This is a genomic window from Algirhabdus cladophorae (assembly GCF_044772865.1).
Taxonomy (GTDB): Bacteria; Pseudomonadota; Alphaproteobacteria; order Rhodobacterales; family Rhodobacteraceae; genus Algirhabdus; species Algirhabdus cladophorae.
The window spans coordinates 2297372-2322989 of sequence record NZ_CP173029.1 but is presented as its reverse complement, the minus strand read 5'-3'; the positions used below and the strand labels follow the sequence as shown (position 1 = coordinate 2322989).

Here is a 25618-nt window from a genome sequence, read left to right as displayed (position 1 = left end):
TGCGATCAGTGTGCCTGTCCCCTGCCTGATGCACGGGGTGAATGGTGTTAACTTGACAACCGCTTGACGCACAGCGACGTTCAGACACTGAATAGGGGTGGGCGATGTTTTTAAAGAAAGTCACGGCGCTGGCACTTGTCACGCTTTTTCCGCTGGCGGTCACGTTCGTCAATTCCGCCGATCAGTTCTCGAGCGTGGATAGACTAGGTGTTGCACTTTGTGTGCTTGTAGCACTGGGTTTGCAGACGCTGATTGCCATACTTTTAAACAGGGTCGCCACGGTCCAAAGCCTGTTTTTGTCCCTGTGTGCCGCGCTTAATATCTACTCTGCAAACCTCATCTTCAACGAGGCGCTGATCACTGCACAATGGTGGATCATGGTGGCTATGCTTGCAGTTATCGGCTTTGTATTTTTTACCTTGCTGAACGCCTTTGCCGAATATCACAAATTGGGCTGGCCCTTGCTTGGAATGGTAGGCTTGCTGACCCTCGTCTATATTCCTGTCCAGTTTGCCCTGAACAGCCCTGTGACCGTGCTGGCACAGATGTCCCAGCGACAGACTGATCAGACCAGCGCGGAAAATATCCGCCTGCTCACCTTCGAGGAGCGGCCCAACGTCTATTTGATCGCGTTTGACTCTCTGCAGCCCAAGGTTCTGACGCGTAAATACATGGGCATCGAGGCGGCACCCTATCATGCGCCACTGGCACAGTTTCGCCGTTTCGAGAACTTCTTTGCAGAGCGCGTTCCCTCGCGCCCGGCCTTGAACAGGCTGGTGGCTTTGGATGATGCCTATTTCCGTAGCAAAGAACCTAAACGCGCCTACAAGCTGCTGTTCCAGGGCATCGAGCCCAGTCCTTTGTTCGAGATCTTCAAACACAATGGCTATCAAACCAACACGCTGTATAACTCACATTACTTCGGCAAGGAGAAAGGGCCCCATGTCGATCAGTATCTGATCAACAGGGCCGAGCTGGGCGTGTGCGAGTTCCTCAGCCCCCATCAGCAGGCCCTGTCCTTCTTCAGCTACTGCAAAGCAGCGCCACTGGTGAAGGGGCTGCCGGGTGAGGGGCCAGCGGAAAAACTCAGCCCGTTGGATTTTTTGCTTTCGGAAATGCGGGGCAGGCTGGCCAGCGATATACCTAATGTCTTTGCGGCCTACATTTACTCGCCCGGGCATACCAGTGCCTCCTTTAACTATAAGCGCGCTACTGACATCGAAGAGTATAAGGCGTTCTATCTGGAAAGTTCTTTGAAGACCGAACAGTGGCTCAACGATCTTGTTGACTTCATCAAGACCGAAGATCCAACAGGCATTCTTTACATCATGGGTGATCATGGGCCCTGGCTGTCGCGGGATCTGGAGTTTGAGGGTAACGAGACCTTCTACATTCAGGATCGGCACGGCGTCTTTGGCGGCGTCTATCCCAAGGATCGTTGCGCCCAGTCGTTCGAGACGCCTTACTCGGATGTCTATGTCACTGTGTCGGATGTGACGCATATGATCTTGCGCTGTCTTTCCGGCGGACAGGAGGCATCTCGCAGGTTGAACCCGAGGGATGCGATCTATACAACCCCTTCAACCAAGCTTTTGGGACGTTTTGAGGACTACATTTATGAATAATTCTGCACCCATTATGGATGCTTTGGTAGTTGGCACCATGGTGCTGATGCTAAGCGTTGCGCCTGCCTATGCCTATGTCGATCCCGGTTCTGGCAGTGTGATTGTGACCACGATCCTTGGGCTGTTTGCGGCCATCGGATACACATTTCGCCGATATTTCTACAAGCTGCGCCGCATGTTCCGTAAGGGTGATGCCTCGGCAGATGCAGACCGCTTCAGCGACAAAGACTAAGCCATGAGTGCAGCAGCAACGCCAGTGGCAGGATCCTTCCGTGACCCTGTGAACAAAGTCTATGCTCTGAGCAAGGACGGTACGACGCGCATTCTGCGCGGCATCAATGCGGATGCCTTGCAGAATTTTCTGTCCCTTCAAGAGCAGGGCTTTTACCAGAAAGCCCAAAGTCGCGGTTGGGTTGTCAAAACCGATCTTCTGAATGCTGAGGATCCGGATGCCGCACAGATCTTAAGGGATGGCTGGGCCGGCGTTCTGGAACATGCCGAAGTCCCTTTTGTCAGCTACCCTTATGAGTGGAGTTTCTCGATGCTGAAGGATGCAGCGCTGCTGCAGCTCAGCCTGATCGAAGCCGCGCTGGAAGAAGGTTGGACCATGAAGGATGCAACCCCCTTCAACATCCAATTCATTTCGGCCCGCCCTGTGTTTATCGACATCCCTTCCTATGAGCCCCGCGTTGCAGGCGAGCCATGGGTCGGCTACCGGCAGTTCTGCTCGATGTTCCTCACGCCTTTGTTGCTCAAGGCGCATCTGAATATGGATCACCTGCCGCTTTTGCGCTCCTATATCGATGGCATCCCGCCTACTGAAGCAGCCAAATTCTTCCGAGGTTTGGCCCGCCTAAAGAAAGGCGTGCTCAGCCACATCCTGTTGCCGGCCCGGGTCGAAAACGCGATTCTATCGCGCGAGCGTGACCGGGCGCCCGCCAAAAAGCGGGACGCAGGTAAGCAAAGCGATGCGATGGTCATCGGTCTGGTGCAAAGTCTGCGCCGTCTCGTACGCTCGTTGAAATCCCCCATCACCCACACCGACTGGTCTCAATACGACAAGACCCATTCCTATGAAGATGCTGACTTTCAGGCCAAAAAGGCCTTTGTGCAAAAACATGCCTCTTCGCAGAATTTCGGTCATGTCTGGGACATCGGCTGCAATACCGGTACGTTTTCGCGGCTGTGTGCTGAAACCGCTGATCAGGTGATCTCGGTTGATGGCGATCACAATGCCATCGAACAGCTCTATCTGCGGGAAACTGAGCAGGACACTTCGAACATCCTGCCACTGGTGCTCAATCTCGCCAATATCTCTCCCAGTCAGGGCTGGGGCGGCTCAGAACGGGCCGCCTTTGACCAGCGCACTAAGCCGGGGCTGGTGATTGCACTGGCGTTGATCCATCACGTGCGTATCTCCTCAAACATTCCCAACGTGATGTTCCTCAAATGGCTACACTCTTTGGGTAGCCAAGTGATCATCGAGTTTGTGAACCGCAGTGACGAGATGGTCGTCAAACTGCTGACCAACAAAAAAGAGCAATATCACGATTATAATATCACGCAGTTCGAGGCCGAGCTGGCCCCACTCTTTGACATTGTGGATCGCCAACCGCTCAAGGACGGGGATCGGGAAATCTTCATGCTGAAGCCGAAGGGGTGATCTTGTATATAGTCGAGATCATCCTGTTTCCCTTTGTCTGGGTTCTCGATACTGGTCTGTCCCTGTTTTTCGCTCTGACAGGCTCGATGGGTTTTGCTATTATGCTGCTTAGCGGAGCTGTGGCACTGGCGATGACGCCCCTGCGCACCTACGCTGGACGCACCGAGCAGCGCATTCTGGGCAAAACCCAGAAAGTCACGGCCGATATGAAGCTTCTGGATCCTGCGCTGAAAGGCGAAGCGCGCTTTAATGCAACCGAGAAGATTTACGACAAACACGGCTATCACCCGATCCAGAGCATCGGCCTGAGCGCCAGCCTCTTTATCATGCTGCCGGTCTTTATTGCGGCCATTATCGTTCTGAGCCCAGAGCAATTGGGCGGCCTGCCATTTCTGTTTGTCCCAGATCTTGGAGCACCCGATGCTTTGTTGTTCGGGATCAATGTCCTGCCGCTTGTTGTGACCGGTGTGACAATTGTGGATGCGATCTTTCGCTACGGCGCAGGATCTTCTGCCACTAAGCGGTTCGTTGCGATTGCGCTGATCCTGCTGGTCCTGATCTATGGCTTGCCGTCCGGGCTGGTTTTATATTGGCTGTGCAGCAACATCATTGCGGCCGGGTCTGCGTTTTTGCGCAAAGCGCCCTGAGACCGCTTATACCCAGCCAGAACACCGGGACATTTTGGCGGGCTGCTTTGCGCACAGGCGGCCATTCCATTACAGTATGCAGCGACGCATCCGAGGTCCGCTTTGAACCCATTGTGGAGGTGACAAAAGGTGTTCTGCCTGCGCGAGCAGAAGACGTTTTTCGTCAGCTGCCAAAAAGATTGGCAAGCCAACATGACATTGCACCCTTAAATTATAGCGTGCCGGATCCACCGTCGGATTTTGTCAGTGCTGCTAAAAATCGCTCTTCAATCGGATTTGCCGAAGCCCCAGATCGCCGGATCGACCCCAAGGGGCGATGAAATTGGGGATGGTCAAAATCCAGAAAAACCAGGCGATCCTCAAGGTAAGAGGCGGTTGTAGCCCTTGGCATAGTCGTGATCAGGTTTGTGTCCGATACGATTTCAAGAACGGACCGGATCGAGTCCGTTTCGCACACGATATGCATTGATTTCACGCCAGAGGCCATCATCGCAGCCTCAGTTTGTTGCCGTAAAAGGCTGCCGCGCGAGTGCGCTAACCAAACCTGCGCTTCCAAATCCGACGGCATGACTTGTCTTCGCAAGGTCAAAGGATGCCCGGTTCGACATAGAATTCCGACACGATCGTCGATCAGTGGCGCGAAGGCAAGACCATCAGACGGGTCGGCAAGACTGCGCGGCCCCAACACCAGATCAACCTGTCCCAGTTCCAACATGGTGCGCAATTCGTGGACCAGCCCTGTGCGCATCTCGACAACACAATTTGGATTTTCGCGGATGAAACGCGCGGTCGCACTGCTCAGAAATCGACCGGCGACGATGGGTGGGGCGCCAATCCGCAGCTCGCCTACGGCCCCTTGTGCGGATTGTTTGGCCAACACGCTGGCCTGTTCTTCGGCCAATCGAATGGACTGGCCATTGCGCGCCAACCTAAGACCCAAGGCATTCGGTACGGATTTTCTGCCATCACGATTGAACAAAGCCGCCCCAAGCCGTTCCTCGAGGGCTTTCATGTTTCGACTGAGCGCAGGTTGCGTCACACCAAGCCTATCTGCGGCTGTCTGGTATGATCCTGCTTCGACAATGACCGAGAGTTGAGCAAGATGCTTTGGGTCAAGTTTCATAGCAATTCTTTATGTGAGTTATCGAATGTTTGATTATATCAAATGAAACTTCTCTGCTAGGCTTACTCGGAATTCAGGGAGGAAATCATGTTTATGTTTAAGCACGTCGCAGCTGCGGCTGTGGTTTTGGCCACAACGGCTCTTGCACCTGCAATGGCTGTGGCCGATATCTTTAAAGGCGAGACAGCCGGTGTTGGTGATCCGGTTCACACTATGTTTGTGACTTTTGCCAATCAGGCTGGAAAGGCTGGCGTCGAAATTCAGGTTAATGCAGGTCAAACATTGACCAAATCCATGTTGAAGGGCGGGCGGCAAGAGATCGACTTTTTCTCAACTGTGCCTTCGCTGGTGAACCTGATGAAGGGCCAGAAGCGCATGTACGAAAAGGTAGAAGATGCGCCAGCAGCCGCAGGCGAATTGCGTTCGATCCTCGGTTTCAAGGCGGGGGCCTATCATCCGGTAACATTGGCAGGCTCGGGCATCGAAACCTGGGAGGATCTAAAGGGCAAAACAGTCTTTACCGGCCCGCCCGCTGGGTCAGCCTCTGCCACGTCTGAGGCGTTGATCAAAATCATCACAGGCTATGAGGCAGGCAAGGACTACAAAGCAGTGCGCCTAAGTTGGGGCGAAGGCTATGCGGCCCTTGCAGATAACAAAATCGATATGATGGTGCGTCCGGCTGAAATCGGCTCGTCCAAGATCGAACAGTTTGGACTTTCTGGTGAATTCCGCGTGCTGTCTATCCCTACCGAGGTCGTAGGCTCTGAGGCGATGCAAGCGCTGTTTGGACGCCCGGGTCGCGGGATGCTTCAGTTTGACGGCGACGTCTACAAAGGCCAACTGACGGACGGTCAAATCACCGCGCTAGGCTTCACGCAGTTTGTTGGCACCCATTCAGGCGTGGCTGACGACGTCGTCTATAATGCTACCAAAGCGTTCTGGGAAAACCTCGATGACGTTCATGCAACGGCCTTCTTCCTGAAAGAAGTCACTGCAGAAACTGCGTTCACATCCGTGAACGTGCCGGTTCATCCTGGTGCAGCCAAGTACTATGACGAAGCTGGTATCGTGATCCCGGAAGGCCTGCGCCCCTAAATCTTGACCCGCTGGAGGGCTGCGTTTGTGGTCCTCCGCTATTTTTAAACTCTGAACAGGACTGTTGAGATGACCGCAGCGACGACCACTTCGCCCAGCGGCCTAGACAGGCTTTATCTGCTCGTGTCTACGCTTGCGTGTTTTGCGCTTGGAGCGATCGCGCTTTACAGCTCGGGTATTGGCCTTGTAGAGCCCAAATTCCACCGGGCGGCGGGCTTTGCCTTGGCGTTGGTTGTGGGGATTGCGGCCTCGCGGAGCCGTCGAACTGCAAAAGGTGCCCCAACGGGCCCAATGGCGACTGCGCATCTGGTGATGGACGTGGTGATGTTATGCGCCGGTTTGTGGGCCATATGGGCGTTTTTCTTTGTTCAATCCCAGATGGAAACCGCTCTCTATGACGTGACCCAAGCTGATGCGTGGCCAGCTTTGGCGGGATTGATCGTGTTTCTCGAGCTGTGCCGCAGGCTGTGGGGGTGGGGCCTGTTTGGCGTCGGCGCCTTTGGGGTGCTTTATCTACTCTATGGTCAAGATCTGCCAGGCATCATGGCGCACACTGGCTTTTCCCTAAAGGAGGTCGCCGAGGCGCTTTGGTACAACACCAACAAGGGTGTCTTTGGCTCGATCACCAATATCGTTCTGTCCACGGTCTTTATCTTTATTGTCTTCGGTGTTTTGTTGGAGGGAACAGGCGCGGGCGACACATTGTTGAAGTTCGCTTTCCTTGCCACGCGCCGGACACGCGGCGGGCCTGCCCACGCGGCTATTCTGGCCTCGTCTATGTTCGGAACCATGTCAGGGTCCACGGTTGCTAACATTGTGGGGACAGGCACCTTCACGATACCGATGATCAAGAAACGTGGGTTTTCGCCGACGTTCGCAGCAGGCATAGAGGCGACTGCCTCATCAGGTGGTCAGATTATGCCGCCCATAATGGGAGCGGCCGCTTTGGTCATGGCCGACCTAACAGGCGTTGGCTATCTGAACATCATCGTGGCCGCCCTAATTCCGGCACTGTTTTACTATTTCAGCCTGTTTGCTGCCGTCACTGTAGAATCCCGCAGGCAGGGGATCGAAGTCCAACCCATGTCCGTGGATGACCGGATCACCAAAGTTGATCTGATCAATTCGGTTCTCTTTCTGGGGCCGATCATCACAATAGTCGGTTCGTTGATCGCTGGGTTTTCCACATCTGCGGCGGGGTTCTATGCAGTTGTTGTCCTATTGGTTTTGTCTGTCATCAATCCTGATGTGCGCGCCGATCCGCTTCGGATTTGGCGATCCTTCTTGAAGGGCGCGCAATCTGGGGCCTCACTGCTGATCGCCATTGCAGCGATTGGCATTCTGGTGGGATCGCTGGATTCAACCGGGCTGGGGCTGAAGCTGGCCAATGTGATTGCCGAGATCAGGGGCGAGAGCCTGTTTTCTGCCCTATTGGTCGCAATGATCGGGGCACTGGTTTTGGGCATGGGTATGCCAACACTGCCGGCCTATCTGATCATTATTCTGGTGATGGGCCCCGCGATCCAAGCTCTGGGTGTCTCGATGCTGACGGCACATATGTTCGTGTTCTATTACGGTGTGGCGTCTTCCCTCACACCGCCCGTGGCGATTGCGGCCTACGCAGCGGCGCCAATCGCGGGGGCAAACCCGCTGATGACAGCCTTTATGTCGTTTCGGCTGGGCATGGCAAAGTTCATCATTCCGTTTGTCTTTGCCTTTTATCCAACCATTCTGATTATCGAGGAATTCAGCTTGCTACCGTTTATTTGGATCGTTGCCAGAACGTGCTTTTGTATTTGGCTCTTTTCATCTGCGTTGTCCGCATATGACCGCCGCAAACTGACGATTCCCGAGATCGCTGCCAGGTTTGTTGTGGCCTTTACGATGCTGGTGCCAGATCCGTTGATCCATGTGCCCGCAATTTTGGTCGGCGTGGGCCTAATCGCGTGGGATGTTCGAATTGCGCGCAACCGATCCCAAAGTCTGGGCGCACAACCATGACCAATCGCCCAAACTTTCTGTTCATTATAACCGACCAGCACCGCGCTGATCATTTGGGATGTGCCGGGAATAAAACGGTTAAGACCCCAAACATCGATGCGATTGCAGCCAAGGGGACGCGCTGGGATAGGTTCTATGTGGCCAATCCCATTTGCATGCCAAACCGTGCCTCGATTATGACGGGGCGCATGAGTTCGGCCCACGGCGCGCGGCACAACGGCATTCCTTTGTCTAAGGATCACACAACCTTTGTCGAATTGCTGCGGGATGCGGGCTATCGCACAGGACTGATCGGCAAGTCCCATTTGCAGAGTTTCACGGGTCTGCCCGCGACCAATCAGTTTGAGCCTGCAGAGGGGCTGCACACCCCCAGCCCGCACCTTCGAGACGCAAAAAAGAACAACCGTCAGACGCCCGAATACGACCTTGAGGTCCTGCCAAAATGGGACCGGCCACTGGCTGACCGAATTGATGGGGATTTCTATGGGTTTGACCATGTTGAGATCGCCGCAGATCACGCAGACCAAGCATCGGGAGATTACGCTTTGTGGGCGCGCGGACAACGGGCGGACTTTGATCAGTTGGTTGGTCCCGACAATGCTTTGCCTGACGAGCGCATTAATGCGCCGCAGGCTTGGCGTACGGCGGTTCCGGAGGATCTTTATTCAACAAATTGGATTGCGGATCGCAGTGAAGCTTGGCTGGCCGAGCGTGCAGGAGAGGACGCCCCGTTTTTTCTACAGATGTCCTTTCCCGACCCTCACCATCCGTTCACACCACCCGGTCGTTACTGGAATATGTATGATCCTCAAGAAATCGAGCTGCCCGAGACGTTTGGGAAAGGCCACTTGCCCCCGATCAAAGCGATGCAAGACGCGATGGAAAACGGCACCGATCCCCGCGACAATCAAAACCCATTTGCGGTAACCCAAGACGAGGCCCGATCAATCATTGCGCTGACCTACGGCATGATCACGATGATCGACGATGCCATTGGGAGGGTTTTAAAACGATTAGAGGATCTGGGCCTTGCCGAAGACACCATCGTGATTTTCACATCCGATCACGGCGACTACATGGGTGATCATGGGCTGATGCTGAAACTGCTGTTACACTATCAAGGCATCACCCGCGTGCCGTTTATCTGGCACGACCCGACATCGCCAACAGGTGGGCAAGTCGAGCAGGGCTTGGGTTCCTCCATCGATATTGCGGCGACGATTTTGGCCCGGGCTGGAGTCCAGCCTTATAACGGTATTCAGGGGCGGGACCTGCATTCAACCGAGCCGCCAGAAGCTGTGATCATTGAAGAGGACAGTCAGCGTACGATGACTGGTTTTGATCGCCCGCAACGGGTCAGAACCATTGTGACAGATCAATATCGCATGTCCTTGCGCGAGGGCGAAGAGTGGCATGAGCTTTATCATTTAACGTCAGATCCCGGTGAGATCGAAAACCTGTATGACAAACCCGCCGGACAGACTGCGCGGCGTGAGCTCACTGAATTAATGCTACGTCGTATAATCTGGCTTCAGGATCGATCCCCATTGCCTGCCTACCGCGCGTGACAAAGTCACTGAGGCGGAGCAGGCCGGATCGGAAGACGGATCATCTGGACTGCAAAAACAAAAAGGCGCGCCACAATCGTTGCGGCGCGCCTTTTCTTTAGAATGACATCTTAGCCAATCGGCGTGTCATCTACATAGACCGTCTCGATCAAATTGCCCTGCGCATCAAAGGTCTGTGTGTAGCTGGCCCAGGAATAGGCATCCTCTACATCGGTCATGGTCTGCGATGTCCTAAGACCCTCCGCGTCAAAGTCCCGATCCAATACCCGACCATCATCGTAGTTGATGATCACATCGGTACGCGTGGTGCCGTCTGCTGCAAATGTGGTCGTGTAGTCAGTAAACGCAAAAGCGTCTTCCACGTCGGTCACTGTTTGCGAGGTGCGCACACCAGCGGCGTCATAGTCGCGATCCTGAACGCGGCCATCGTCGTAGATAACGATTGTATCGGTGCGCGTGGTGCCGTCTGGGCCATAGGTTGTGGTGTAGTCCGACCAAGCATAGGCATTTTCAACATCTGTGACCGTCTGCGAGGTGCGCACACCAGCGGCGTCATAGTCGCGATCCTGAACACGACCGTCGTCGTAATTGACGATTGTGTCGGTGCGCGTGGTGCCATCTGGGCCATAGGTTGTGGTGTAGTCCGACCAAGCATAGGCATTTTCAACATCCGTTAACGTCTGCGTCGTGCGCACACCAGCCGCGTCGTAGTCGCGATCCTGAACACGACCGTCGTCGTAATTGACGACTGTGTCAGTGCGAGTTGTCCCATCAGGCCCGTAAGTGGTCGTATAGTCTGACCACGCGTAGGCGTTTTCGACGTCTGTCACTGTTTGGGACGTGCGCACACCGGCTGCATCATAATCGCGATCCGCAATGCGCCCATCATCGTAATTAACGATGGTGTCGGTGCGGGTGGTGCCATCTGGCCCATATGTGGTCGTGTAGTCAGACCATGCAAATGTCCCTGAGCTATCCAGAACCATTTGCGATACAAGAAGACCGGCGTCGGATTGCGTGTTGATCGTTGTCCGGTCTGACACGGCAATGGTCGCTGTGAAACCATTCGAGAAGGTCAGATTTTCCACATCGATAAGCGTGTCAGTGCCTTCATCGACCCCGGTTGCAGGATCACTGTCCGTCACTGTCAGAGCAGTGCCGTCATGGGCATAAACAAAAGCCGTGTTTGCCCCGTCAAGAAGCACAGTATCTGTGCCGTCACCACCGTTATAGATGTCGTTACCTGCACCGGCGGCCATGGTATCGTCCCCAAGACCTGCCACAAGGCTATCGTCGCCGTCACTGACCACATCGCCATCTACGTCAGTGTAAGCGGCATCGATGGTGTCATTTGCATCCGTACCTGAAACGATCCCGTCACCAGTGAGTGTGACAGGGATATCGCTGAGGACTTGCGTGGTACCATCTGCATAGACGACGGAGGCAAGCTCGTCGGTGTTGCCATCGGCGTAAACCCCTTCCAGCGTCAGTGTTCCGGGGGCACCGTTTCCGGTGTCGATGGTCAGAACCAAGTTATCGCCATCTTGGGCTTGGCTCACATCCGCAGGTGTGATCCCGTTGCCAAAGACAACATCGAACTGACTTTGATCGTCCACAGCAGTTGCGAGGAAGCTACCGAGGGTCACCGCAGGGAGGACTTCGATCGGGCCAAAAGGACCGTCGATTGTTTGTGCCTCAACAAGCTCATAACTGAGATCAGCCCCCAAAAGGAACGCAATTGTGGCTGCACTACTGGACGGTTGGAAGGGCGGTTCAACAGCATCCCCATTGCTCAGATTGTATGTCACAGGGACGGGGCCAAGGGCGTTGAACGCGTCAGTCAGTGCCGCAAATTCCAACAACAAAGACACTTCATCGGTGATGTTATCAAGATTAGGTGGCGTGACTACAGTCCCGTTCAAGATAGGCGTCACAGAGTAGAGCGCGTCAATTTCTGCACGATCTGTGCCGCTAAGACTGGAATTGGCAATGTCGTCCCAGAACATCTCTTCGATATCATCAACGGGAAGGCCGTTGGCGCCAAAGTCGCCCCAATTGCTTCCATTTCCGGGATCAAAGACATTGTCACGCACGGCCTGTGCATCCACGTAGCTTGCGCCAAACTCGTCCGCAAAGAGCGTGGACAGATCACCGTCCGCAGGGTTCCAGACCTTGGTGAGCACGCGTTGTACCTGCGTGTTGAAACTGCCCGAAAGGGGATCACGATAGCCATCAAGGATCACAAAATCCGCAACGCCATCGTCATTCATATCCCGCAAAATCGCAGCGGTGGTCAGGTCTGCATTGACGGAAAGCAACTCATCGCCAAAGGCCAGCTGCGTCAGGATCGAGTCGTTGTGCACCCGAATGGAGCCCGCAACATAGTTGTGCACCTGTGCGACCTCAAAGTTATAGGTCTTCCACCCCAATTCAGTGGCCGGTTTGGTCAATGTGTTTCCGTCCACAACAATCGCACCACGCTCGGCCGTTTCAAACAGATGTGCCGTTTGCGTTGTAAACTCGAGGCGCTCGGCCGTGGCGGACACAAGGTCGCCTTGGGCGTTGACCAAAACAGCACTATCACCATGAAGCCGCAGGATTTTTTCCAACTCAAGGTAATCACCCGAGGCCGTCATAAACCGGTGGCCGGGGGTCACAATCAGGCTTTCGCCACCTGCCATTTCCAGACGGATAAGCGCGTCAGTGACGTTGCTAAAGAGTTTGTCGACATAGCCAGGAACACGGGCACCTGCCTCATCAAAACTGGCAACACTATCGCCGATTTGGATGTCTTCGATGGGCTTGCTTGTTCCATCAAACATCTCGATTTGGGTGCCAGCGACAAAGCAATTTTCAGCCAGTGTGGCCTCGATCAAATCGCGTGCATCGGCGCTGATGTCATCCTCATCACGAGTGTTGAAATAGGCAAGAACCGCTTCGCTGCGCTGGGATGCCGAAAGTTGGTCGAATGGTGTGGTCGGGTTGATCCCCTGCAGCGACAGGATTTCCTGAAGATCATCAGATGGGATCAGGTCAATACGACCGTCCGCGACCAATTCATCAATTAATTCAATACGTTGAATTTCATCCAAGGTGAGTTCTTCGCGCGGTCTGGCCTCGAACTCATTGCCGAACCAGCTGCTGAACCGCGCCTCAAGGCGGTCAAGCGTGCCATCGATCTGACCGATCACACTGTCCGTGCCATAAATCTCGGCCGAGAAATCGACCGCGCCGCGCAGGGCTGACCAGTTTTGAACAATGTCGTAGATATTGTACGCGATGGAAATCGGACCGCCGATCAGACGTGCGACAACTTCCACGGCAGCTTCAATCGCCAAAGACTGGGCTATGCCCGAGAAGTCAAAGTTCTCGAACAGGCTGGCCAAGTTGGAATTTTCCACCCAGTCCTGAATGCCTGAGAAGGACGTATCGTAGCCTGCGTCTTGTGCGGCTTTGGCCGTGCTTGGGATCATCAATCCCAAGGTTGCGGCAAGGATGAGGACGGATGTTCCACCTGCGCCATCGGGCACGTTGACGTCCTGAATTTTGGTCAAAAAGCGTGCGGTCAAGCCCAGTTTAAAGTTCTCAACCGTGACCTTTGGCCCATCGATCTGAGTGATTTCCAGACGGTAGGGGGCATTGTCGGGAACTGTGATGATCGGCTTGTTGGTATAGTCCAACTTGTTGACGATATCTGCTGTTTGCGTCCGTGTGAATTCTTCGGCATCGATGTTACTGTAGCGCGTGCCATCGATCTGTTGCTGTAGCAACGTGTCGTTATTGTTGAGGATAAACAGTAGTTTGCGTGGGTTATCAGTGATCAAACCGTCGGCCAAAAACGCCTTGAGGTTATCAACATCCGAGAAAACCTTTGCCGCTGCAGCGGGTTTGCCAATTTCAGCTATACTGTCGTCGTACTCTTGAATGATCTTTTCAAGGCTGTCTGAAACAAAGTCGCTGTAGCCGTTATGTGGACCGCGGTGTTGTGCGGCAAAGCGCCCATTGACCTGACCCACGCTGTTTTCTGTGGGCAAATAGACCCCGTTGGAGGCATCGTTGATATCAAATGCGATGTTAGCTTCGGTCGCAATCTCGCCAATGCGCGCGATGAAATTATCGGGCAGACCGTTGACAGGAATGAGGTGGTGGCCTTGCGAATTGCCTGTGCCATAAAGATCTTGAACCCAATTCAAATTGGTCTGGGTTCCTTGGTTCATGCGCGTGACGAGGGATCCGTCGTCGCGATCAAGATTTACTGTAGGCATGTCCTATTGTGTCCTTCTCATCAGAGTACTCTTTACCAAATTCAACTTCATCAAGACCGGTGAACCCGGCCCTTTTGAGAGAAACAAAAACGTCCCGACTGAACCCAATGCCGTCTAAAATTGGCACTTGGGAAAAATGTTCCATAGCGCCGTCAATGGCGTGGATATGAGTGACATGTTGCGGGATAGAACAGTCACCCGGCGCGCGAGGCAAATCGTGCCGCTTGCGCAGAACTGCCTTGGTATAAAGGTAATACCTTGGCACAATCGTGTAGTAGGGGGCGGGGGCCGTTTGGCCGGTTTCCGCATGGGTCAATTCCAGTGGATGGAAGTAAGCAGCATCTGGAAATTCTGTTTCCAAATGGGCTTTCATTGCAGCGCTGCACTGCATGCCAATCTTCGGGCTTAGAAAGTCTGGCAAGTTGTCAAAGTAATCCGCTCTTACGGAATATCGGTTAAAGCCTTTGGCCACCTCATCTGGGGCAAGGGTCAGATGGCAAAAGATAAAGTTTTCATCCAAGGGCGAGGGCAGGGAGATTTCCCCACGTTCGCCAACTGGAAAATCAGTGGGGCGGGGCAAGGACTCACGGTCAGGATCAATTCCCTTGGCGAGGCTTGGAAACAGGTCGAAATGCGCCGACCAAGAGAGGGGCATGTAAAACCCCGCCTTTTTTTGAACAAGCGGAAAGAGGGGGTCTTTTGGACCTGGCTCCGGTGGGACATAGTCCTCGGGGCTGATCCAGATATCGCCGTTATCTGACATGTTTAACCAATTACTCTTTTACGTGCCATCTCGAAACAACCGAGTGGCCATTTGCGTTAACCTTATTTGGCGCTCATGTTCAGGTCAACTTATAGGGGAATTTTTCTGGTGTTGCGTACCAAGCGGTAAGTATTTGATAAAGTTCCTTATTTTCGGAATTTGGCTAGTACGGCTGCGAATTTCTTTATGGAGCCTGATTTTGCCAAACACTTTTTACGGCAGCGATTCTGTCGGGTAGACTTTGGGGATATCGCTGTGGTTGGCCTTTGCCTCCAAAAGCGTTATTAGACGCTGATTGGGTGGCCATTATTCTGCTGGTGAAAAACCAACGATCAATTGCTTTAGACCAAAGGCGGCCCCCAGAAAGATCGACAAAAAGGCTACTGGTGCGCTGAAAGCAAGCACTGAAAAGGCCGAGATGCCTTGGCCCACGCTACACCCCACAGCAAGGATCGCACCGGGTCCCATGAGGGCCGCACCAAAGAGTTGTCGGCGCAGTTCCCGCGGGTCTTCGCAGGCCTCCCAGCGGAAGTGCCCTTTGGAATAAGAGCCCAAGATAGCACCAATTACGACGCCAAAAACCGATCCCACGCTAAAGGACAAGGCGTTCCCTGAGGCCGTCATTGTGTAGTAAATCGTGTCGCCAATGGGGGCCGCAAAGGAGTGGGTCTCGATAGGCTCTGCCTCGAATCCGGTCGTTGCGATCCAGTAGGTGCCCAGCCAGCCTGACGCGATAGAAAGGCCCACCACGGCACCCCAGAAAACATGGCCCGGCGCACGCAGCATGGCTTTGTTGGTAAGGGCGAACAAGATTAGAATGCCACCCACGGTAAATCCAGTAATGGCAGGGGATATGCCGAATTGAGAGGCCAGTTGGCTGAGCCCTTGAACGGTGTCTGCGTCGGTTTGCACTGGAAACACGGAAACGCGCAAATGGGCGAGCGGGCCGGACATCACGAAATAAGCGGACAGGCCCATCACGATCACAATGAGGAAAGATCGAATGTCGCCACCGCCCAACCGCGCCAGCGCGCCATACCCGCAGTTCCCGCTGAGCGCCATGCCGTAGCCAAACATCAGACCGCCAATAACTGTGCCCAACGGGTTCCAGACACGGTCCAAGTAGGCCGTTTCGCCCAAATCAAAATTGCCTAGAGCGGTTGCAAAATGGACGCCGATAATGGCCACACCAATCGCAATGCCCCACATTCTAAGGCGTCTGTCATCACCGCCGTAAAGAAGGTCCTCAATCGCCCCCAACGTGCAAAAACGTCCGATCCGCGCGGCCAGACCCAAGGCAATGCCGCCGGCCAATCCGAAAAGAGCGGCAGAATTTGCTTCGCCGAAATACTCCAACACGTTTGATCCCCCCGATCACCCAACCGGAAAGGTTGGCGCCTAGTCTTCTTTGCAAAACAAGTCGTAGACGACTTCTATAATTTGCTTGGGGCGGTCATCTGTCAAGCTATAGTAGATTGCTTTGCCATCGCGGCGGGGTGTGACGAGGCCTTCTAGGCGTAGGCGGGTCAACTGTTGTGATACCGCAGCTTGGCGCGCGGACAGTAGTTCTTCCAGTTCTGTGACCGACTTTTCGCCGGATGCCAAATGACACAAAATCATAAGCCGACCGTCATGGCTGATAGCCTTAAGAAAGTTAGAAGCCCGCTGTGCATTCTCCATCATCTTTTCCATGTCTTTGGCGCACATATCCGGGCTAAAGACAGGGAGTTTCGACGGAGCGTCGTGGGATGTGTCGGATGAGGTTGTCATGTGAAGCGTCATAGCCAATTAGCTCGCTTGTTCCAAGTCAATATCAGCCTGCTGAAACATCATCGACAACAGGCCCCAGAAAAAGTCCTCACCAGGGTAACCTTCGATCCGGCCAACCTCTTGTCCATCTTCGACTAAGATGAAAGTTGGAGTGAAATGAACGCGCTGTTTGAACCTGACGTTTGGGGTATCGTGATGCAGGTCATAGCGCTGGAGGGGGGCGGCTTGACCCTCGGCCGTTTTGGGGTAGATGTGCCCAATTTCTGTGTTCCATTTCGCGCACCAATAGCATCCATCCTCTTCGGCCATCAGCAAAATGCTGTCCGCGACAGACGGTAGGGGGGCCAAGAGGCAGGCGGATAGGGCCAAGGATTTGAGCACCATAAGTGGCACCTTTGATTGACGAATTGATAATCCCAACATAATCTAATATTTGAATATCTCAAGGCAAAGGGCCGCGGCAAATGTTTGACGTCTCATTTTTAGGCGCGGTTCTGGCAGGTTTGCTGTCTTTTTTGTCGCCATGCATACTGCCCATCGTGCCGTTCTACCTCAGTTATCTGGCTGGGGTGGGGATGAACCAAATCTCGGCCGATGCGCAGGTCCCAAAAGATGTAAAGCTGCGCGCCTTTCTTGCGGCATGTTGCTTTGCGCTGGGCGTTATCACAGTTTTTATGGGGTTGGGGGCCACCGCCACAGTTTTTGGCCAGATGGTGCGCGAATACTTTGACATCCTGCGCTGGGTTGCAGCAGGGATCATTTTCGCCATGGGCCTGCATTTTCTTGGCGTACTTAAGATTGGAGTGCTTTACCGCCAATTTCGGGCGGACACAGGATCCACAAGCAACGTGGGATACTTTGGGGCCTATGTCATTGGCCTTGCTTTTGCGTTTGGATGGACCCCCTGCGTGGGCCCTGTGCTGGCTGCAATCTTGTTCACTGCTGCGGGGCAAGAAACAGCCGGGCAGGGGGCGGCGTTGCTTTTCGCCTATGGGGCGGGGATGACCTTGCCGTTTATAGGGGCCGCTTTGTTTATCGGTCCCTTCATGGGTTGGATGGCGCGTTTCAGGCGACATCTTGGAACAATCGAAAAGGTCATGGGCGCATTTTTGATCCTGTTCGCGCTCCTGATTGCCACCAATTCTATCAACATTATTGCCCAATGGATGCTGGAAAACATTCCGTGGTTCAGCACCATCGGTTAGTCGGGAGGAGACCAACAATGATGAGACTTTTATCCGCTGTGTTTGCAGCAATCTTTACCGCTACCCTAGCGTTTGCAGAGGTCGGCGATGACGGTTTGCACAAAGCCGATTGGATGCGCGATACGTTTAAAGACCTCAGCGAAGATCTGGAAGAGGCCACCGCCGAGGGCAAGCGGCTGATGGTCATCCTCGAACAGCGCGGCTGCATTTATTGCAAGAAAATGCACGAAGAAGTTTTTGTTGTCCCAGAGATAGAACAGTACATTGAAGACAACTTTTTCGTGGTTCAAATCAACATGTTTGGCGACATTGAAGTGACGGATTTTGACGGCACAGCGTTGCCCGAAAAAGACATGGCCAAACGGTGGGGCGCCTTGTTTACGCCCAGCATTTATTTCTTTGGTGAAGAGGTCACAGAAGGCAGCATGGCCCCGCAAGCAGCCGTTGCCAATATGCCTGGTGCATTCGGGCGTTGGACGACATTGAACATGCTCACTTGGGTGGTCGAAAAGGGCTACGAAGGCGATGAACCTTTCCAAAAATATCACGCCAGAAAATTCGCGGAACAAAAGGGTTGATGCCTCATAAAGTTTCGCAGAATGCTGCACTTGCAGACAAATAGAAAAATTCAGTTTGTTGAATTTGTTATTGCGTCATTCTGTTTGTGTGCCTTAGTGTACCAACAAAGGCGGGTTGGAATCGCCTCCGGGAGGACACATGAAATACATTTTTGAAGCGGCCTTTGCCGTGGCTCTTAGCGTAACCGTGGCTCAGGCTGATGGCGTAAAGCCAATGGATGTGGCCTATGTAGATGGTGCTGTGACCACGGCCCTAACGGACCAAGCAGGGGATGCTGCCAATGGTCGCAAGGTCTTTGCCAACCGCAAGCAGGGTAACTGTTTGGCGTGTCACATGAACGAAGATTTGTCCGAACAAAGCTTTCACGGTGAAGTTGGGCCTACCATGGATGGTGTGGCCGACCGCTGGACAGAAGCAGAGTTGCGCGCAATCGTGACGAACTCAAAAATGGTGTTTGAAGGGTCGATCATGCCCGCGTTCTATATCGACACAGGATACGAGCGCCCCCTTGATAAATTTGCAGGCAAAACAATCCTCTCGGCCCAGCAGGTCGAGGACGTTGTGGCCTATCTTTTGACGCTCAAAGAAGAGTGACGCTGGAAAATGGAGACTAAAATGGAACTTACACGGCGCAAAATTCTTGCCATCGGATCGGGCACGTTGGCCTTTGCCAGCTTAACGGGTTTGCCTGCTTTTGCGAGCTTAACTGATGAGGCGATTGCAGTGATCACTGGTGGCTCTGACGTCGGCGAAGGCGCGATCAACCTGACTGCCCCTGAGATTGCTGAAAACGGCAACACCGTACCGATCCAAGTGGACGCGCCCGGTGCTGTTGCAATCACTTTGTTTGCGGACGGCAACCCAGTGCCTGCAGTGGCCACGTTCAACTTCGGCCCGCTCAGCGCGTCGCGCAGTGCCTCCACCCGTATCCGATTGGCCAAGACGCAAAACGTTGTGGCCCTTGCCAAGATGGAAGACGGCACATTCCAGCGCGCATCTGCAAACGTAAAAGTAACAATCGGCGGCTGCGGCGGCTAATCTGAATTTCGAGGAGAACGAACATGGCATCTGGTGTAAAACCCCGCGTCAAAGTCCCAAAAACAGCATCCGCTGGCGAGACGATCACAATCAAAACCCTGATCAGCCACAAAATGGAAAGCGGCCAGCGCAAGGATGGAGATGGCAACATCATCCCGCGCTCGATCATCAACCGGTTCACGGCGGATTTTAACGGCCAGAATGTGATCGACGTCACACTTGAGCCTGCGATTTCGACAAACCCGTATTTCCAGTTTGATGCAGTTGTCCCTGAATCCGGTGAGTTCGCTTTCACTTGGTATGACGATGATGGGTCCGTCTACGACACGAGCAAAAAGATCGAAGTGTCCTAAGAAGGCGCAAGATCACCAACGGGAGGGAAAAGGGATGCAATTTAAATCACTGATGACTCTGGCGGCAATCGGGATGGCCAGCACCAGCTTCGCCCAAGACAGTTCATCGCTGTCTGTTGATGGCGAAGCCATGGTTACGGAGGTCGCCGCGCCATCGCACATGGAATACGTCGATACGTTGTATTCCGGCTGGCGGTTCCGGTCGCCAGAAACCCAAGCCTTGCAAACGGATGATTTCGATAATCCGGGCATGATCTTTGTGGATACGGCAATTGACACTTGGGCCACCGCAGACGGATCCGAGGGCAAATCGTGTTCGTCGTGCCATAGCGATGTGGCCGAATTTGCAGGGCTGCGCACCCAGTTGCCGCGCGTCGAGGACGGTCAACTGGTCACAATGGAAAATCTTGTGAACGAATGCCGCACAGATCGCATGGGGGCCAAGGAATGGAAATGGTCTGGTGCCGATATGACTGGGATGACTGGTTTGATTAGCCTTCAGTCCCGTGGCATGCCAATGAATGTAGCGATTGACGGCGATGCAGCCTCCTTCTGGGAGAAAGGCAAAGAGCTGTATTACACCCGCGTTGGTCAGTTGGATATGGCCTGTTCGAACTGTCACGAAGACAACTACGGCGTGATGATCCGTGCCGACCACTTGTCGCAGGGGCAGATCAACGGCTTTCCAACCTATCGTTTGAAAAACGCCAAGCTGAACTCGATCCATGGTCGCTTTAAGGGCTGCATGAGCAACATTCGCGCAACGCCTTACAAAGAGGGCGGCGAAGAGTTCAAAGCGCTTGAGCTGTACTTGGCCTCCCGTGGTGAAGGCCTCGTGGTCGAATCCCCTTCAGTGCGTAACTAGTAGCAGCGTTACCCCCGTGCAGCGTTTGCGCGGGGTTTTTCGCCCTCATAAAATTCAAATATGCGAATATGTAAAGGCAGCCCCTCACATGATCTCACGGCGTGATTTCCTTCAGGTTAGTATGGCAGCATCTGCTTTGGTTGGCGGATCTGGATTTGGCAATTGGGCGCGTCTTGGCGCCCAGCAGGCTTTGACCCAGGATCAACTGCTAGAGTTTGATACCTTTGGCAATGTCTCGTTGATCCACGTCACGGACATCCATGGTCAACTCAAGCCACTGCACTTTCGCGAGCCATCCATCAATATAGGTGTCGGCGCAAACAAAGGCGTCGTGCCGCATATCACAGGCGCTGATTTTCGTGCGGCTTACGGGATCGCCGATGGCAGTCCCAGCCACTATGCCCTGTCCTCGGGTGATTTTTCCGCCCTTGCCCAAGCGTACGGTAGGGTCGGGGGATTGGACCGTATGGCAACAGTGATCAACGCCATTCGTGCGGACCGGCCCGACGCGATTTTGTTGGATGGCGGGGACACATGGCACGGCTCTTACACCTGTCTCAAGACCCAAGGCCAAGACATGGTCAATGTGATGAATGCGTTGAAGCCCGACGCGATGACATTTCATTGGGAGTTCACACTGGGCAGCGAGCGGGTGCAGGAACTGGTCGAGCAATTGCCATTCGCGGCCTTGGGTCAGAACATCTTTGACGCAGAATGGGACGAGCCTGCTGAACTGTTCCCGCCTTACAAGATGTTTGAACGTGGTGGCACCAAGATCGCAGTGATTGGTCAGGCTTTCCCTTATATGCCGATCGCAAATCCGGGCTGGATGTTCCCTGAATATGCCTTTGGTTTACGCGATGAAAACATGGCTGCGATGGTGGCAGAGGTTCGTGCAGCGGGCGCCGAATGTGTGGTCCTTCTCAGCCACAACGGCTTTGATGTGGACAAGAAAATGGCCGGCGTTGTGCCGGGGATTGATGTGATCCTGTCTGGGCACACCCATGATGCTTTGCCGGAACCCGTGGTGGTAGGCCAGACGATCATTCTGCCCTCCGGTTCAAACGGTAAGTTCGTCAGCCGCGTCGATCTGGATATCCGCGATGGCAAAATGATGGGCTATCGCACCAAACTGATCCCGATCTTTTCGGATGTCATCACGCCTGATCCAGAGGTTGCGAAAGTGATTGACGCCCAACGCGCCCCCTATGAGGCCGAAATGGCCGAGGTCATTGGCCAGACCGATAGTGTTCTTTATCGCCGTGGCAACTTTAACGGCACATGGGATGACGTGATCTGTGACGCTTTGTTGTCCGAACGCGATGCCGAGATTGCGCTTAGTCCTGGGGTACGTTGGGGGCCGTCCATAATCCCGGGCCAAGACATCACCCGGGAGGACATTTTCGGCGTTACATCAATGAGTTACGGCGAAGCCTATCGCACGGAAATGACTGGTGAGTTCCTCAAAGTCGTTTTGGAAGATGTGGCCGATAACATCTTTAACCCCGACCCCTACTACCAGCAGGGGGGCGATATGGTTCGCACAGGGGGACTTGGCTATCAGATTGACGTGTCCAAACCGCAAGGCGCGCGGATCAGCGATATGACCCTTCTGAAAACGGGCGAGGCCATTGATCCGGCGTGGTCTTACGTCGTTGCTGGCTGGGCGTCGGTCAATGAAGGAACCGAAGGGCCGATGATTTGGGACGTGGTCGAGGACCATATCCGCAAACAAGGCACGTTAACCGTAGAGGACAACAATAGCGTCAAGGTCGTGGGCCTGTGATGTTTTATGTGGAGACTTTGAAAAATGGGTGAAATGTTCAAACCCTCTCGCCGGGCTTTTTTGCGCGGCACAGCGGCGATTGCAGCCTCAAGTGCCGCGGGCACGGCGGTTGCACAGTCAGCTGATCCGTTGATCACCGAATTGCAGGACTGGGCATCAATCACAGGTGTGGGCGTGGATGAAACGCCTTACGGCCTGCCGATCAGCTTTGAATCTGACGTGGTGCGGCGCAATGTGGAATGGCTAACGGCCTCACCGATCTCGTCGATCAACTTCACGCCTATCCACGCGCTGGAAGGCACGATCACCCCACAAGGCTGTGCGTTTGAGCGGCACCATTCCGGTGCGATTGAGCTGAGCAAAGACGATTACCGTCTTATGATCAATGGGTTAGTGGACACTCCTTTGGTGTTCACTTACGCCGATCTGGAGCGCTTCCCGCGCGAAAACCACGTCTATTTCTGTGAATGTGCGGCCAACACTGGCATGGAATGGGCCGGGGCCCAATTGAACGGCGCGCAGTTCACCCACGGTATGATCCACAACATGGAATATACCGGCGTGCCGCTGCGTTTGTTGCTTGCTGAGGCTGGCTTGGACGCAGCTGGCGACCTCAAGGACAAGTGGGTCTATGTGGAAGGGGCTGATGCCTCGTCCAACGGACGCTCGATCCCTATGGAAAAGGCGCTGGATGACGTGCTGGTTGCATTCAAAGCCAACGGTGAAGCCCTGCGCATGGAACATGGCTATCCCGTACGCTTGGTCGTGCCCGGTTGGGAAGGCAACATGTGGGTCAAATGGATCCGCCGCATCGAAGTGTCTGATGCAGCCACTGAAAGCCGTGAAGAAACGTCGAAATACACCGATGTTATGGAAGACGGCACCGCGCGCAAATGGACATGGGTTATGGATGCAAAATCCGTCATCACATCGCCCAGCCCGCAAATGCCGATCACCCATGGCACAGGGCCTTTGGTCATCTCGGGGCTGGCGTGGTCCGGCCACGGGCAGATCACTCGCGTTGATGTGTCTCGCGATGGGGGTATCACGTGGGAAACAGCCCGCTTGGGCAAACAGGGCGACACCAAAGCCCTGACGCGGTTCTATCTGGACGTGGATTGGGACGGCGCACCGATGCTGTTGCAATCCCGCGCCATGGACGAAACCGGCTATGTGCAGCCGACCAAAGAACAGTTGCGCGAACAACGCGGCGAAAACTCGGTCTATCACAATAACTGTATCCAAACATGGTACGTCAACGTTGAAGGGGTGGCTGAAAATGTCGAAGTCTCCTAGTATTTTCCTGCCCGCCTTTGGGGTAACAACTTTGGCCCTAGGTGTGGCCTATGGCGTGGCGTCTCGCGACTATGGCGCGGACAAAATCGAAACCTTGCAAGACCGCGTCGGCCAAGTTGAGAGCCACGCGAAAGCAGCCACTGAAAAAGCAACGCAGCTTGAATTGAATATCGCCCAAGTCCAAGCTGCTGCCGCAGAACGGGGGGCGCTTGGTGTCGATCTAACGGCGCCTGCACCGGCCAGCGATGGCCGCTTTGGTTTGGGTCGCACAGCACTGCCGGTCGAGATTGCGGCCTGGGACGTTGATGTTTTGCCCGATGGGCGCGGCCTGCCTGCGGGCACTGGCAACGCATATGATGGCGAAGAGGTTTTTGCCGAGAAATGCGCGGCCTGTCACGGTGATTTCGCCGAAGGGGTGGATAACTGGCCCGTGTTGGCCGGTGGTCTTGATACGCTGGCGGATGAGGATCCGGTGAAAACCGTTGGGTCATATTGGCCCTATCTATCAACGGTTTACGACTATGTTTACCGCTCGATGCCGTTTGGTGAGGCAGGCACACTGACAGCTGACGAGACCTATGCGATTGTGGCCTACATCCTGTATTCCAACGATCTGATCGACGATGACTTTGAGCTGACGCATGAGAATTTGGCGTCATTCGATATGCACAACAAAGACGGCTTTGTCGTCGATGACCGGCCTGCGACTGAATACGAGGCGTGGCGGGTTGAGCCGTGCATGGAAAACTGCAAAGAGGCCACTGAAGTCACCATGCGGTCGGTGTTCTTGGTTGAAACCCCGCCTGAGGGCGGCACAGTTTCGATGATGAATCCTGCCAAGCCTGAAGGATTGCCCAGTTTTTCTGCCACAGGCCCGTCTTTTGTACCTGTTGCGGCCCCAAAGCTTGAAGAAGCAGCAGCGCCCGCGCCTGCGCTGGAACAGGTAGATGAGGGCGCTCAATTGGTCGCCGCTGGTAAGAAAGTGTTCAAGAAATGTGCAGCCTGCCACGCGGTGGGGGCAGGGGCCAAGAATAAGTCCGGCCCACAATTGAATGGCCTTATCGGTCGGACAATGGGCACGGTGGATGGGTTCAAATATTCGAACGTGTTCAAGGCTGCTGCACAAGAAGGGCGCGTTTGGGATGAGGAGAGCTTGGCCGAATTTCTGGCAAAACCGAGATCCTATTTGAAGGGCACCAAGATGTCGTTCTCCGGCCTCAAGAAGGAGGCGGATATTGTTTCGCTCACAGCCTACCTAAAGGCAAACTCCGAGTGAGATGATGATGGCTAGAATAACTCTCTCTTTGGGTCTGATACTCTGGGCCAGCCTTGGATGGGCCGATGTGCCCGGGGACCCCGTCCGTGGTCAGCACGTGTATAAAAAATGCGCTGCGTGCCATATGGTCGGTGCAGATGCGCGCAAGCGGGTCGGTCCTGTACTCAATGACATTTTGGCGGCCAAAGCTGGGACTGTTGAAGGGTTCAAATACTCAAAGGCGCTGGTGCAGGCGGGCGAAGATGGTTTGCACTGGACGCCCGAAGCATTGGATCGCTTCTTGGAAAACCCCAAGGCAATGGTCCCAAAAACCAAGATGAGTTTTCGGGGCCTCAAGGCAGACGCGGACCGCATCGACGTGATTGCTTACTTGGCCACGTTTTCAAACGGCGCCATGGCTGCACCAGTAGACGCAGGGTTTGCCGTCGAAGAGGCGGTTTTGGCCCTCGTGGGGGACGTGGATTACGGCGAATACCTGTCCAGCGAATGCACGACCTGCCACCAGTCAAACGGCACTGACGCGGGCATTCCGGCCATCGTAGGTTGGGAGACCCGCGACTTCGTCACGGCTATGCATGCTTACAAAACCAAGCATCGCGAAAACCCTGTGATGCAAATGATTACTGGCCGCTTGGCCGATGATGAGATCGCAGCCCTGGCTGTGTATTTTAAAAGCCTCGCAAACTGAGGCAATAACGGG

23 protein-coding genes are annotated in these 25618 nt (G+C 54.2%); 17 read left to right on the top strand and 6 right to left on the bottom strand.

What is annotated here, in order from left to right; genetic code table 11:
• Positions 1 to 104 precede the first annotated feature (104 nt).
• Genes ACIRQ6_RS11075 through ACIRQ6_RS11060 form a run of 4 tightly spaced genes read left to right on the top strand, consistent with a single transcriptional unit; the run spans position 105 to position 3935 of the window.
• Positions 105 to 1625 carry a hypothetical protein gene (locus tag ACIRQ6_RS11075; protein WP_420860649.1) on the top strand — a complete coding sequence of 507 codons (1521 nt, stop codon included), beginning with the start codon at positions 105 to 107 and terminating at the stop codon, positions 1623 to 1625.
• Positions 1618 to 1857 carry a hypothetical protein gene (locus tag ACIRQ6_RS11070; RefSeq protein WP_420860648.1) on the top strand — a complete coding sequence of 80 codons (240 nt, stop codon included), beginning with the start codon at positions 1618 to 1620 and terminating at the stop codon, positions 1855 to 1857. The genes ACIRQ6_RS11075 and ACIRQ6_RS11070 overlap by 8 nt, the downstream gene beginning before the upstream one ends.
• Before the next feature lie 3 nt (positions 1858 to 1860).
• Complete coding sequence (locus ACIRQ6_RS11065) at positions 1861 to 3288, top strand: hypothetical protein (RefSeq protein WP_420860647.1); 1428 nt, start codon at positions 1861 to 1863, stop codon at positions 3286 to 3288.
• A gap of 2 nt (positions 3289 to 3290) precedes the next feature.
• Complete coding sequence (locus ACIRQ6_RS11060) at positions 3291 to 3935, top strand: YidC/Oxa1 family membrane protein insertase (protein ID WP_420860646.1); 645 nt, start codon at positions 3291 to 3293, stop codon at positions 3933 to 3935.
• Positions 3936 to 4146: 211 nt separating this feature from the next.
• On the opposite strand, the gene ACIRQ6_RS11055 is transcribed toward ACIRQ6_RS11060, so the two are convergent.
• A complete protein-coding gene (locus ACIRQ6_RS11055) occupies positions 4147 to 5058 on the bottom strand; it encodes a LysR family transcriptional regulator (RefSeq protein ID WP_420860645.1) in 912 nt (303 codons plus the stop codon).
• A gap of 87 nt (positions 5059 to 5145) precedes the next feature.
• Between ACIRQ6_RS11055 and ACIRQ6_RS11050 the strand changes: the two genes are divergently transcribed.
• The 3 genes from ACIRQ6_RS11050 to ACIRQ6_RS11040 all read left to right on the top strand — a co-directional run bounded on the left by ACIRQ6_RS11050 (position 5146) and on the right by ACIRQ6_RS11040 (position 9722).
• Positions 5146 to 6153: a TAXI family TRAP transporter solute-binding subunit gene (locus ACIRQ6_RS11050; protein ID WP_420860644.1), complete on the top strand. Its 1008-nt coding sequence runs from the start codon at positions 5146 to 5148 to the stop codon at positions 6151 to 6153.
• A 69-nt stretch (positions 6154 to 6222) separates the two neighbouring features.
• Positions 6223 to 8154: a TRAP transporter permease gene (locus tag ACIRQ6_RS11045; protein WP_420860643.1), complete on the top strand. Its 1932-nt coding sequence runs from the start codon at positions 6223 to 6225 to the stop codon at positions 8152 to 8154.
• Positions 8151 to 9722, top strand: a complete 1572-nt coding sequence (locus ACIRQ6_RS11040; RefSeq protein WP_420860642.1) for a sulfatase — start codon at positions 8151 to 8153, stop codon at positions 9720 to 9722. The genes ACIRQ6_RS11045 and ACIRQ6_RS11040 overlap by 4 nt, the downstream gene beginning before the upstream one ends.
• Before the next feature lie 110 nt (positions 9723 to 9832).
• On the opposite strand, the gene ACIRQ6_RS11035 is transcribed toward ACIRQ6_RS11040, so the two are convergent.
• The 5 genes from ACIRQ6_RS11035 to ACIRQ6_RS11015 form a co-directional block, all read right to left on the bottom strand.
• On the bottom strand, positions 9833 to 13987 hold the full coding sequence (locus ACIRQ6_RS11035; protein ID WP_420860641.1) for an AHH domain-containing protein: 4155 nt from the start codon (positions 13985 to 13987) through the stop codon (positions 9833 to 9835).
• Positions 13968 to 14642, bottom strand: coding sequence for a hypothetical protein (locus ACIRQ6_RS11030; protein ID WP_420860640.1), 675 nt, complete (start codon positions 14640 to 14642; stop codon positions 13968 to 13970). Before ACIRQ6_RS11030 ends, ACIRQ6_RS11035 begins: the two co-directional genes overlap by 20 nt.
• Before the next feature lie 414 nt (positions 14643 to 15056).
• Positions 15057 to 16109, bottom strand: a complete 1053-nt coding sequence (locus ACIRQ6_RS11025) for a YeeE/YedE family protein (RefSeq protein ID WP_420860639.1) — start codon at positions 16107 to 16109, stop codon at positions 15057 to 15059.
• Between the two features lie 39 nt (positions 16110 to 16148).
• Positions 16149 to 16520, bottom strand: a complete 372-nt coding sequence (locus ACIRQ6_RS11020; RefSeq protein ID WP_420860638.1) for an ArsR/SmtB family transcription factor — start codon at positions 16518 to 16520, stop codon at positions 16149 to 16151.
• Between the two features lie 18 nt (positions 16521 to 16538).
• Positions 16539 to 16904, bottom strand: coding sequence for a hypothetical protein (locus ACIRQ6_RS11015; protein ID WP_420860637.1), 366 nt, complete (start codon positions 16902 to 16904; stop codon positions 16539 to 16541).
• 80 nt (positions 16905 to 16984) lie between these two features.
• On the opposite strand from ACIRQ6_RS11015, the gene ACIRQ6_RS11010 reads away from it, so the two are divergent.
• The 10 genes from ACIRQ6_RS11010 (at position 16985) to ACIRQ6_RS10965 (ending at position 25606) form a co-directional block, all read left to right on the top strand.
• Positions 16985 to 17725, top strand: coding sequence for a cytochrome c biogenesis CcdA family protein (locus ACIRQ6_RS11010; RefSeq protein ID WP_420860636.1), 741 nt, complete (start codon positions 16985 to 16987; stop codon positions 17723 to 17725).
• Positions 17726 to 17742: 17 nt separating this feature from the next.
• Positions 17743 to 18303: a thioredoxin family protein gene (locus tag ACIRQ6_RS11005; protein WP_420860635.1), complete on the top strand. Its 561-nt coding sequence runs from the start codon at positions 17743 to 17745 to the stop codon at positions 18301 to 18303.
• A 139-nt stretch (positions 18304 to 18442) separates the two neighbouring features.
• The gene (gene soxX, locus ACIRQ6_RS11000) at positions 18443 to 18898 is read left to right on the top strand and encodes a sulfur oxidation c-type cytochrome SoxX (protein ID WP_420860634.1); all 456 of its coding nucleotides are present in this window, start codon (positions 18443 to 18445) and stop codon (positions 18896 to 18898) included.
• A gap of 21 nt (positions 18899 to 18919) precedes the next feature.
• On the top strand, positions 18920 to 19342 hold the full coding sequence (gene soxY, locus ACIRQ6_RS10995; RefSeq protein WP_420860633.1) for a thiosulfate oxidation carrier protein SoxY: 423 nt from the start codon (positions 18920 to 18922) through the stop codon (positions 19340 to 19342).
• Positions 19343 to 19365: 23 nt separating this feature from the next.
• Entirely contained in the window at positions 19366 to 19695 is a 330-nt protein-coding gene (soxZ, locus tag ACIRQ6_RS10990) for a thiosulfate oxidation carrier complex protein SoxZ (protein WP_420860632.1), read from the top strand.
• A gap of 34 nt (positions 19696 to 19729) precedes the next feature.
• Positions 19730 to 20560 carry a sulfur oxidation c-type cytochrome SoxA gene (soxA, locus tag ACIRQ6_RS10985; protein WP_420860631.1) on the top strand — a complete coding sequence of 277 codons (831 nt, stop codon included), beginning with the start codon at positions 19730 to 19732 and terminating at the stop codon, positions 20558 to 20560.
• An 88-nt stretch (positions 20561 to 20648) separates the two neighbouring features.
• Positions 20649 to 22346 (top strand): thiosulfohydrolase SoxB, encoded by a 1698-nt coding sequence (gene soxB, locus ACIRQ6_RS10980; protein ID WP_420860630.1) that lies wholly within the window; start codon positions 20649 to 20651, stop codon positions 22344 to 22346.
• Positions 22347 to 22370: 24 nt separating this feature from the next.
• Entirely contained in the window at positions 22371 to 23642 is a 1272-nt protein-coding gene (gene soxC, locus ACIRQ6_RS10975; protein ID WP_420860629.1) for a sulfite dehydrogenase, read from the top strand.
• Positions 23626 to 24918, top strand: a complete 1293-nt coding sequence (locus ACIRQ6_RS10970; RefSeq protein WP_420860628.1) for a c-type cytochrome — start codon at positions 23626 to 23628, stop codon at positions 24916 to 24918. Before soxC ends, ACIRQ6_RS10970 begins: the two co-directional genes overlap by 17 nt.
• 28 nt (positions 24919 to 24946) lie before the next feature.
• The gene (locus tag ACIRQ6_RS10965) at positions 24947 to 25606 is read left to right on the top strand and encodes a c-type cytochrome (RefSeq protein ID WP_420860627.1); all 660 of its coding nucleotides are present in this window, start codon (positions 24947 to 24949) and stop codon (positions 25604 to 25606) included.
• Positions 25607 to 25618 lie beyond the last annotated feature (12 nt).

What these genes read in the sequence shown, in the direction of transcription:
- ACIRQ6_RS11020 (WP_420860638.1), bottom strand. Translation starts at nt 16,520, where the DNA reads ATGACAACCTCATCCGACACATCCCACGACGCTCCGTCGAAACTCCCT.
- soxB (WP_420860630.1), top strand. Translation starts at nt 20,649, where the DNA reads ATGATCTCACGGCGTGATTTCCTTCAGGTTAGTATGGCAGCATCTGCT.
- ACIRQ6_RS11005 (WP_420860635.1), top strand. Translation starts at nt 17,743, where the DNA reads ATGATGAGACTTTTATCCGCTGTGTTTGCAGCAATCTTTACCGCTACC.
- soxZ (WP_420860632.1), top strand. Translation starts at nt 19,366, where the DNA reads ATGGCATCTGGTGTAAAACCCCGCGTCAAAGTCCCAAAAACAGCATCC.
- ACIRQ6_RS11070 (WP_420860648.1), top strand. Translation starts at nt 1,618, where the DNA reads ATGAATAATTCTGCACCCATTATGGATGCTTTGGTAGTTGGCACCATG.
- ACIRQ6_RS11035 (WP_420860641.1), bottom strand. Translation starts at nt 13,987, where the DNA reads ATGCCTACAGTAAATCTTGATCGCGACGACGGATCCCTCGTCACGCGC.
- soxA (WP_420860631.1), top strand. Translation starts at nt 19,730, where the DNA reads ATGCAATTTAAATCACTGATGACTCTGGCGGCAATCGGGATGGCCAGC.
- soxY (WP_420860633.1), top strand. Translation starts at nt 18,920, where the DNA reads ATGGAACTTACACGGCGCAAAATTCTTGCCATCGGATCGGGCACGTTG.
- ACIRQ6_RS11030 (WP_420860640.1), bottom strand. Translation starts at nt 14,642, where the DNA reads ATGCCCCTCTCTTGGTCGGCGCATTTCGACCTGTTTCCAAGCCTCGCC.
- ACIRQ6_RS10970 (WP_420860628.1), top strand. Translation starts at nt 23,626, where the DNA reads ATGTCGAAGTCTCCTAGTATTTTCCTGCCCGCCTTTGGGGTAACAACT.
- ACIRQ6_RS11075 (WP_420860649.1), top strand. Translation starts at nt 105, where the DNA reads ATGTTTTTAAAGAAAGTCACGGCGCTGGCACTTGTCACGCTTTTTCCG.
- ACIRQ6_RS11045 (WP_420860643.1), top strand. Translation starts at nt 6,223, where the DNA reads ATGACCGCAGCGACGACCACTTCGCCCAGCGGCCTAGACAGGCTTTAT.
- soxX (WP_420860634.1), top strand. Translation starts at nt 18,443, where the DNA reads ATGAAATACATTTTTGAAGCGGCCTTTGCCGTGGCTCTTAGCGTAACC.
- ACIRQ6_RS11015 (WP_420860637.1), bottom strand. Translation starts at nt 16,904, where the DNA reads ATGGTGCTCAAATCCTTGGCCCTATCCGCCTGCCTCTTGGCCCCCCTA.
- ACIRQ6_RS11040 (WP_420860642.1), top strand. Translation starts at nt 8,151, where the DNA reads ATGACCAATCGCCCAAACTTTCTGTTCATTATAACCGACCAGCACCGC.
- soxC (WP_420860629.1), top strand. Translation starts at nt 22,371, where the DNA reads ATGGGTGAAATGTTCAAACCCTCTCGCCGGGCTTTTTTGCGCGGCACA.
- ACIRQ6_RS11055 (WP_420860645.1), bottom strand. Translation starts at nt 5,058, where the DNA reads ATGAAACTTGACCCAAAGCATCTTGCTCAACTCTCGGTCATTGTCGAA.
- ACIRQ6_RS11065 (WP_420860647.1), top strand. Translation starts at nt 1,861, where the DNA reads ATGAGTGCAGCAGCAACGCCAGTGGCAGGATCCTTCCGTGACCCTGTG.
- ACIRQ6_RS11010 (WP_420860636.1), top strand. Translation starts at nt 16,985, where the DNA reads ATGTTTGACGTCTCATTTTTAGGCGCGGTTCTGGCAGGTTTGCTGTCT.
- ACIRQ6_RS11050 (WP_420860644.1), top strand. Translation starts at nt 5,146, where the DNA reads ATGTTTATGTTTAAGCACGTCGCAGCTGCGGCTGTGGTTTTGGCCACA.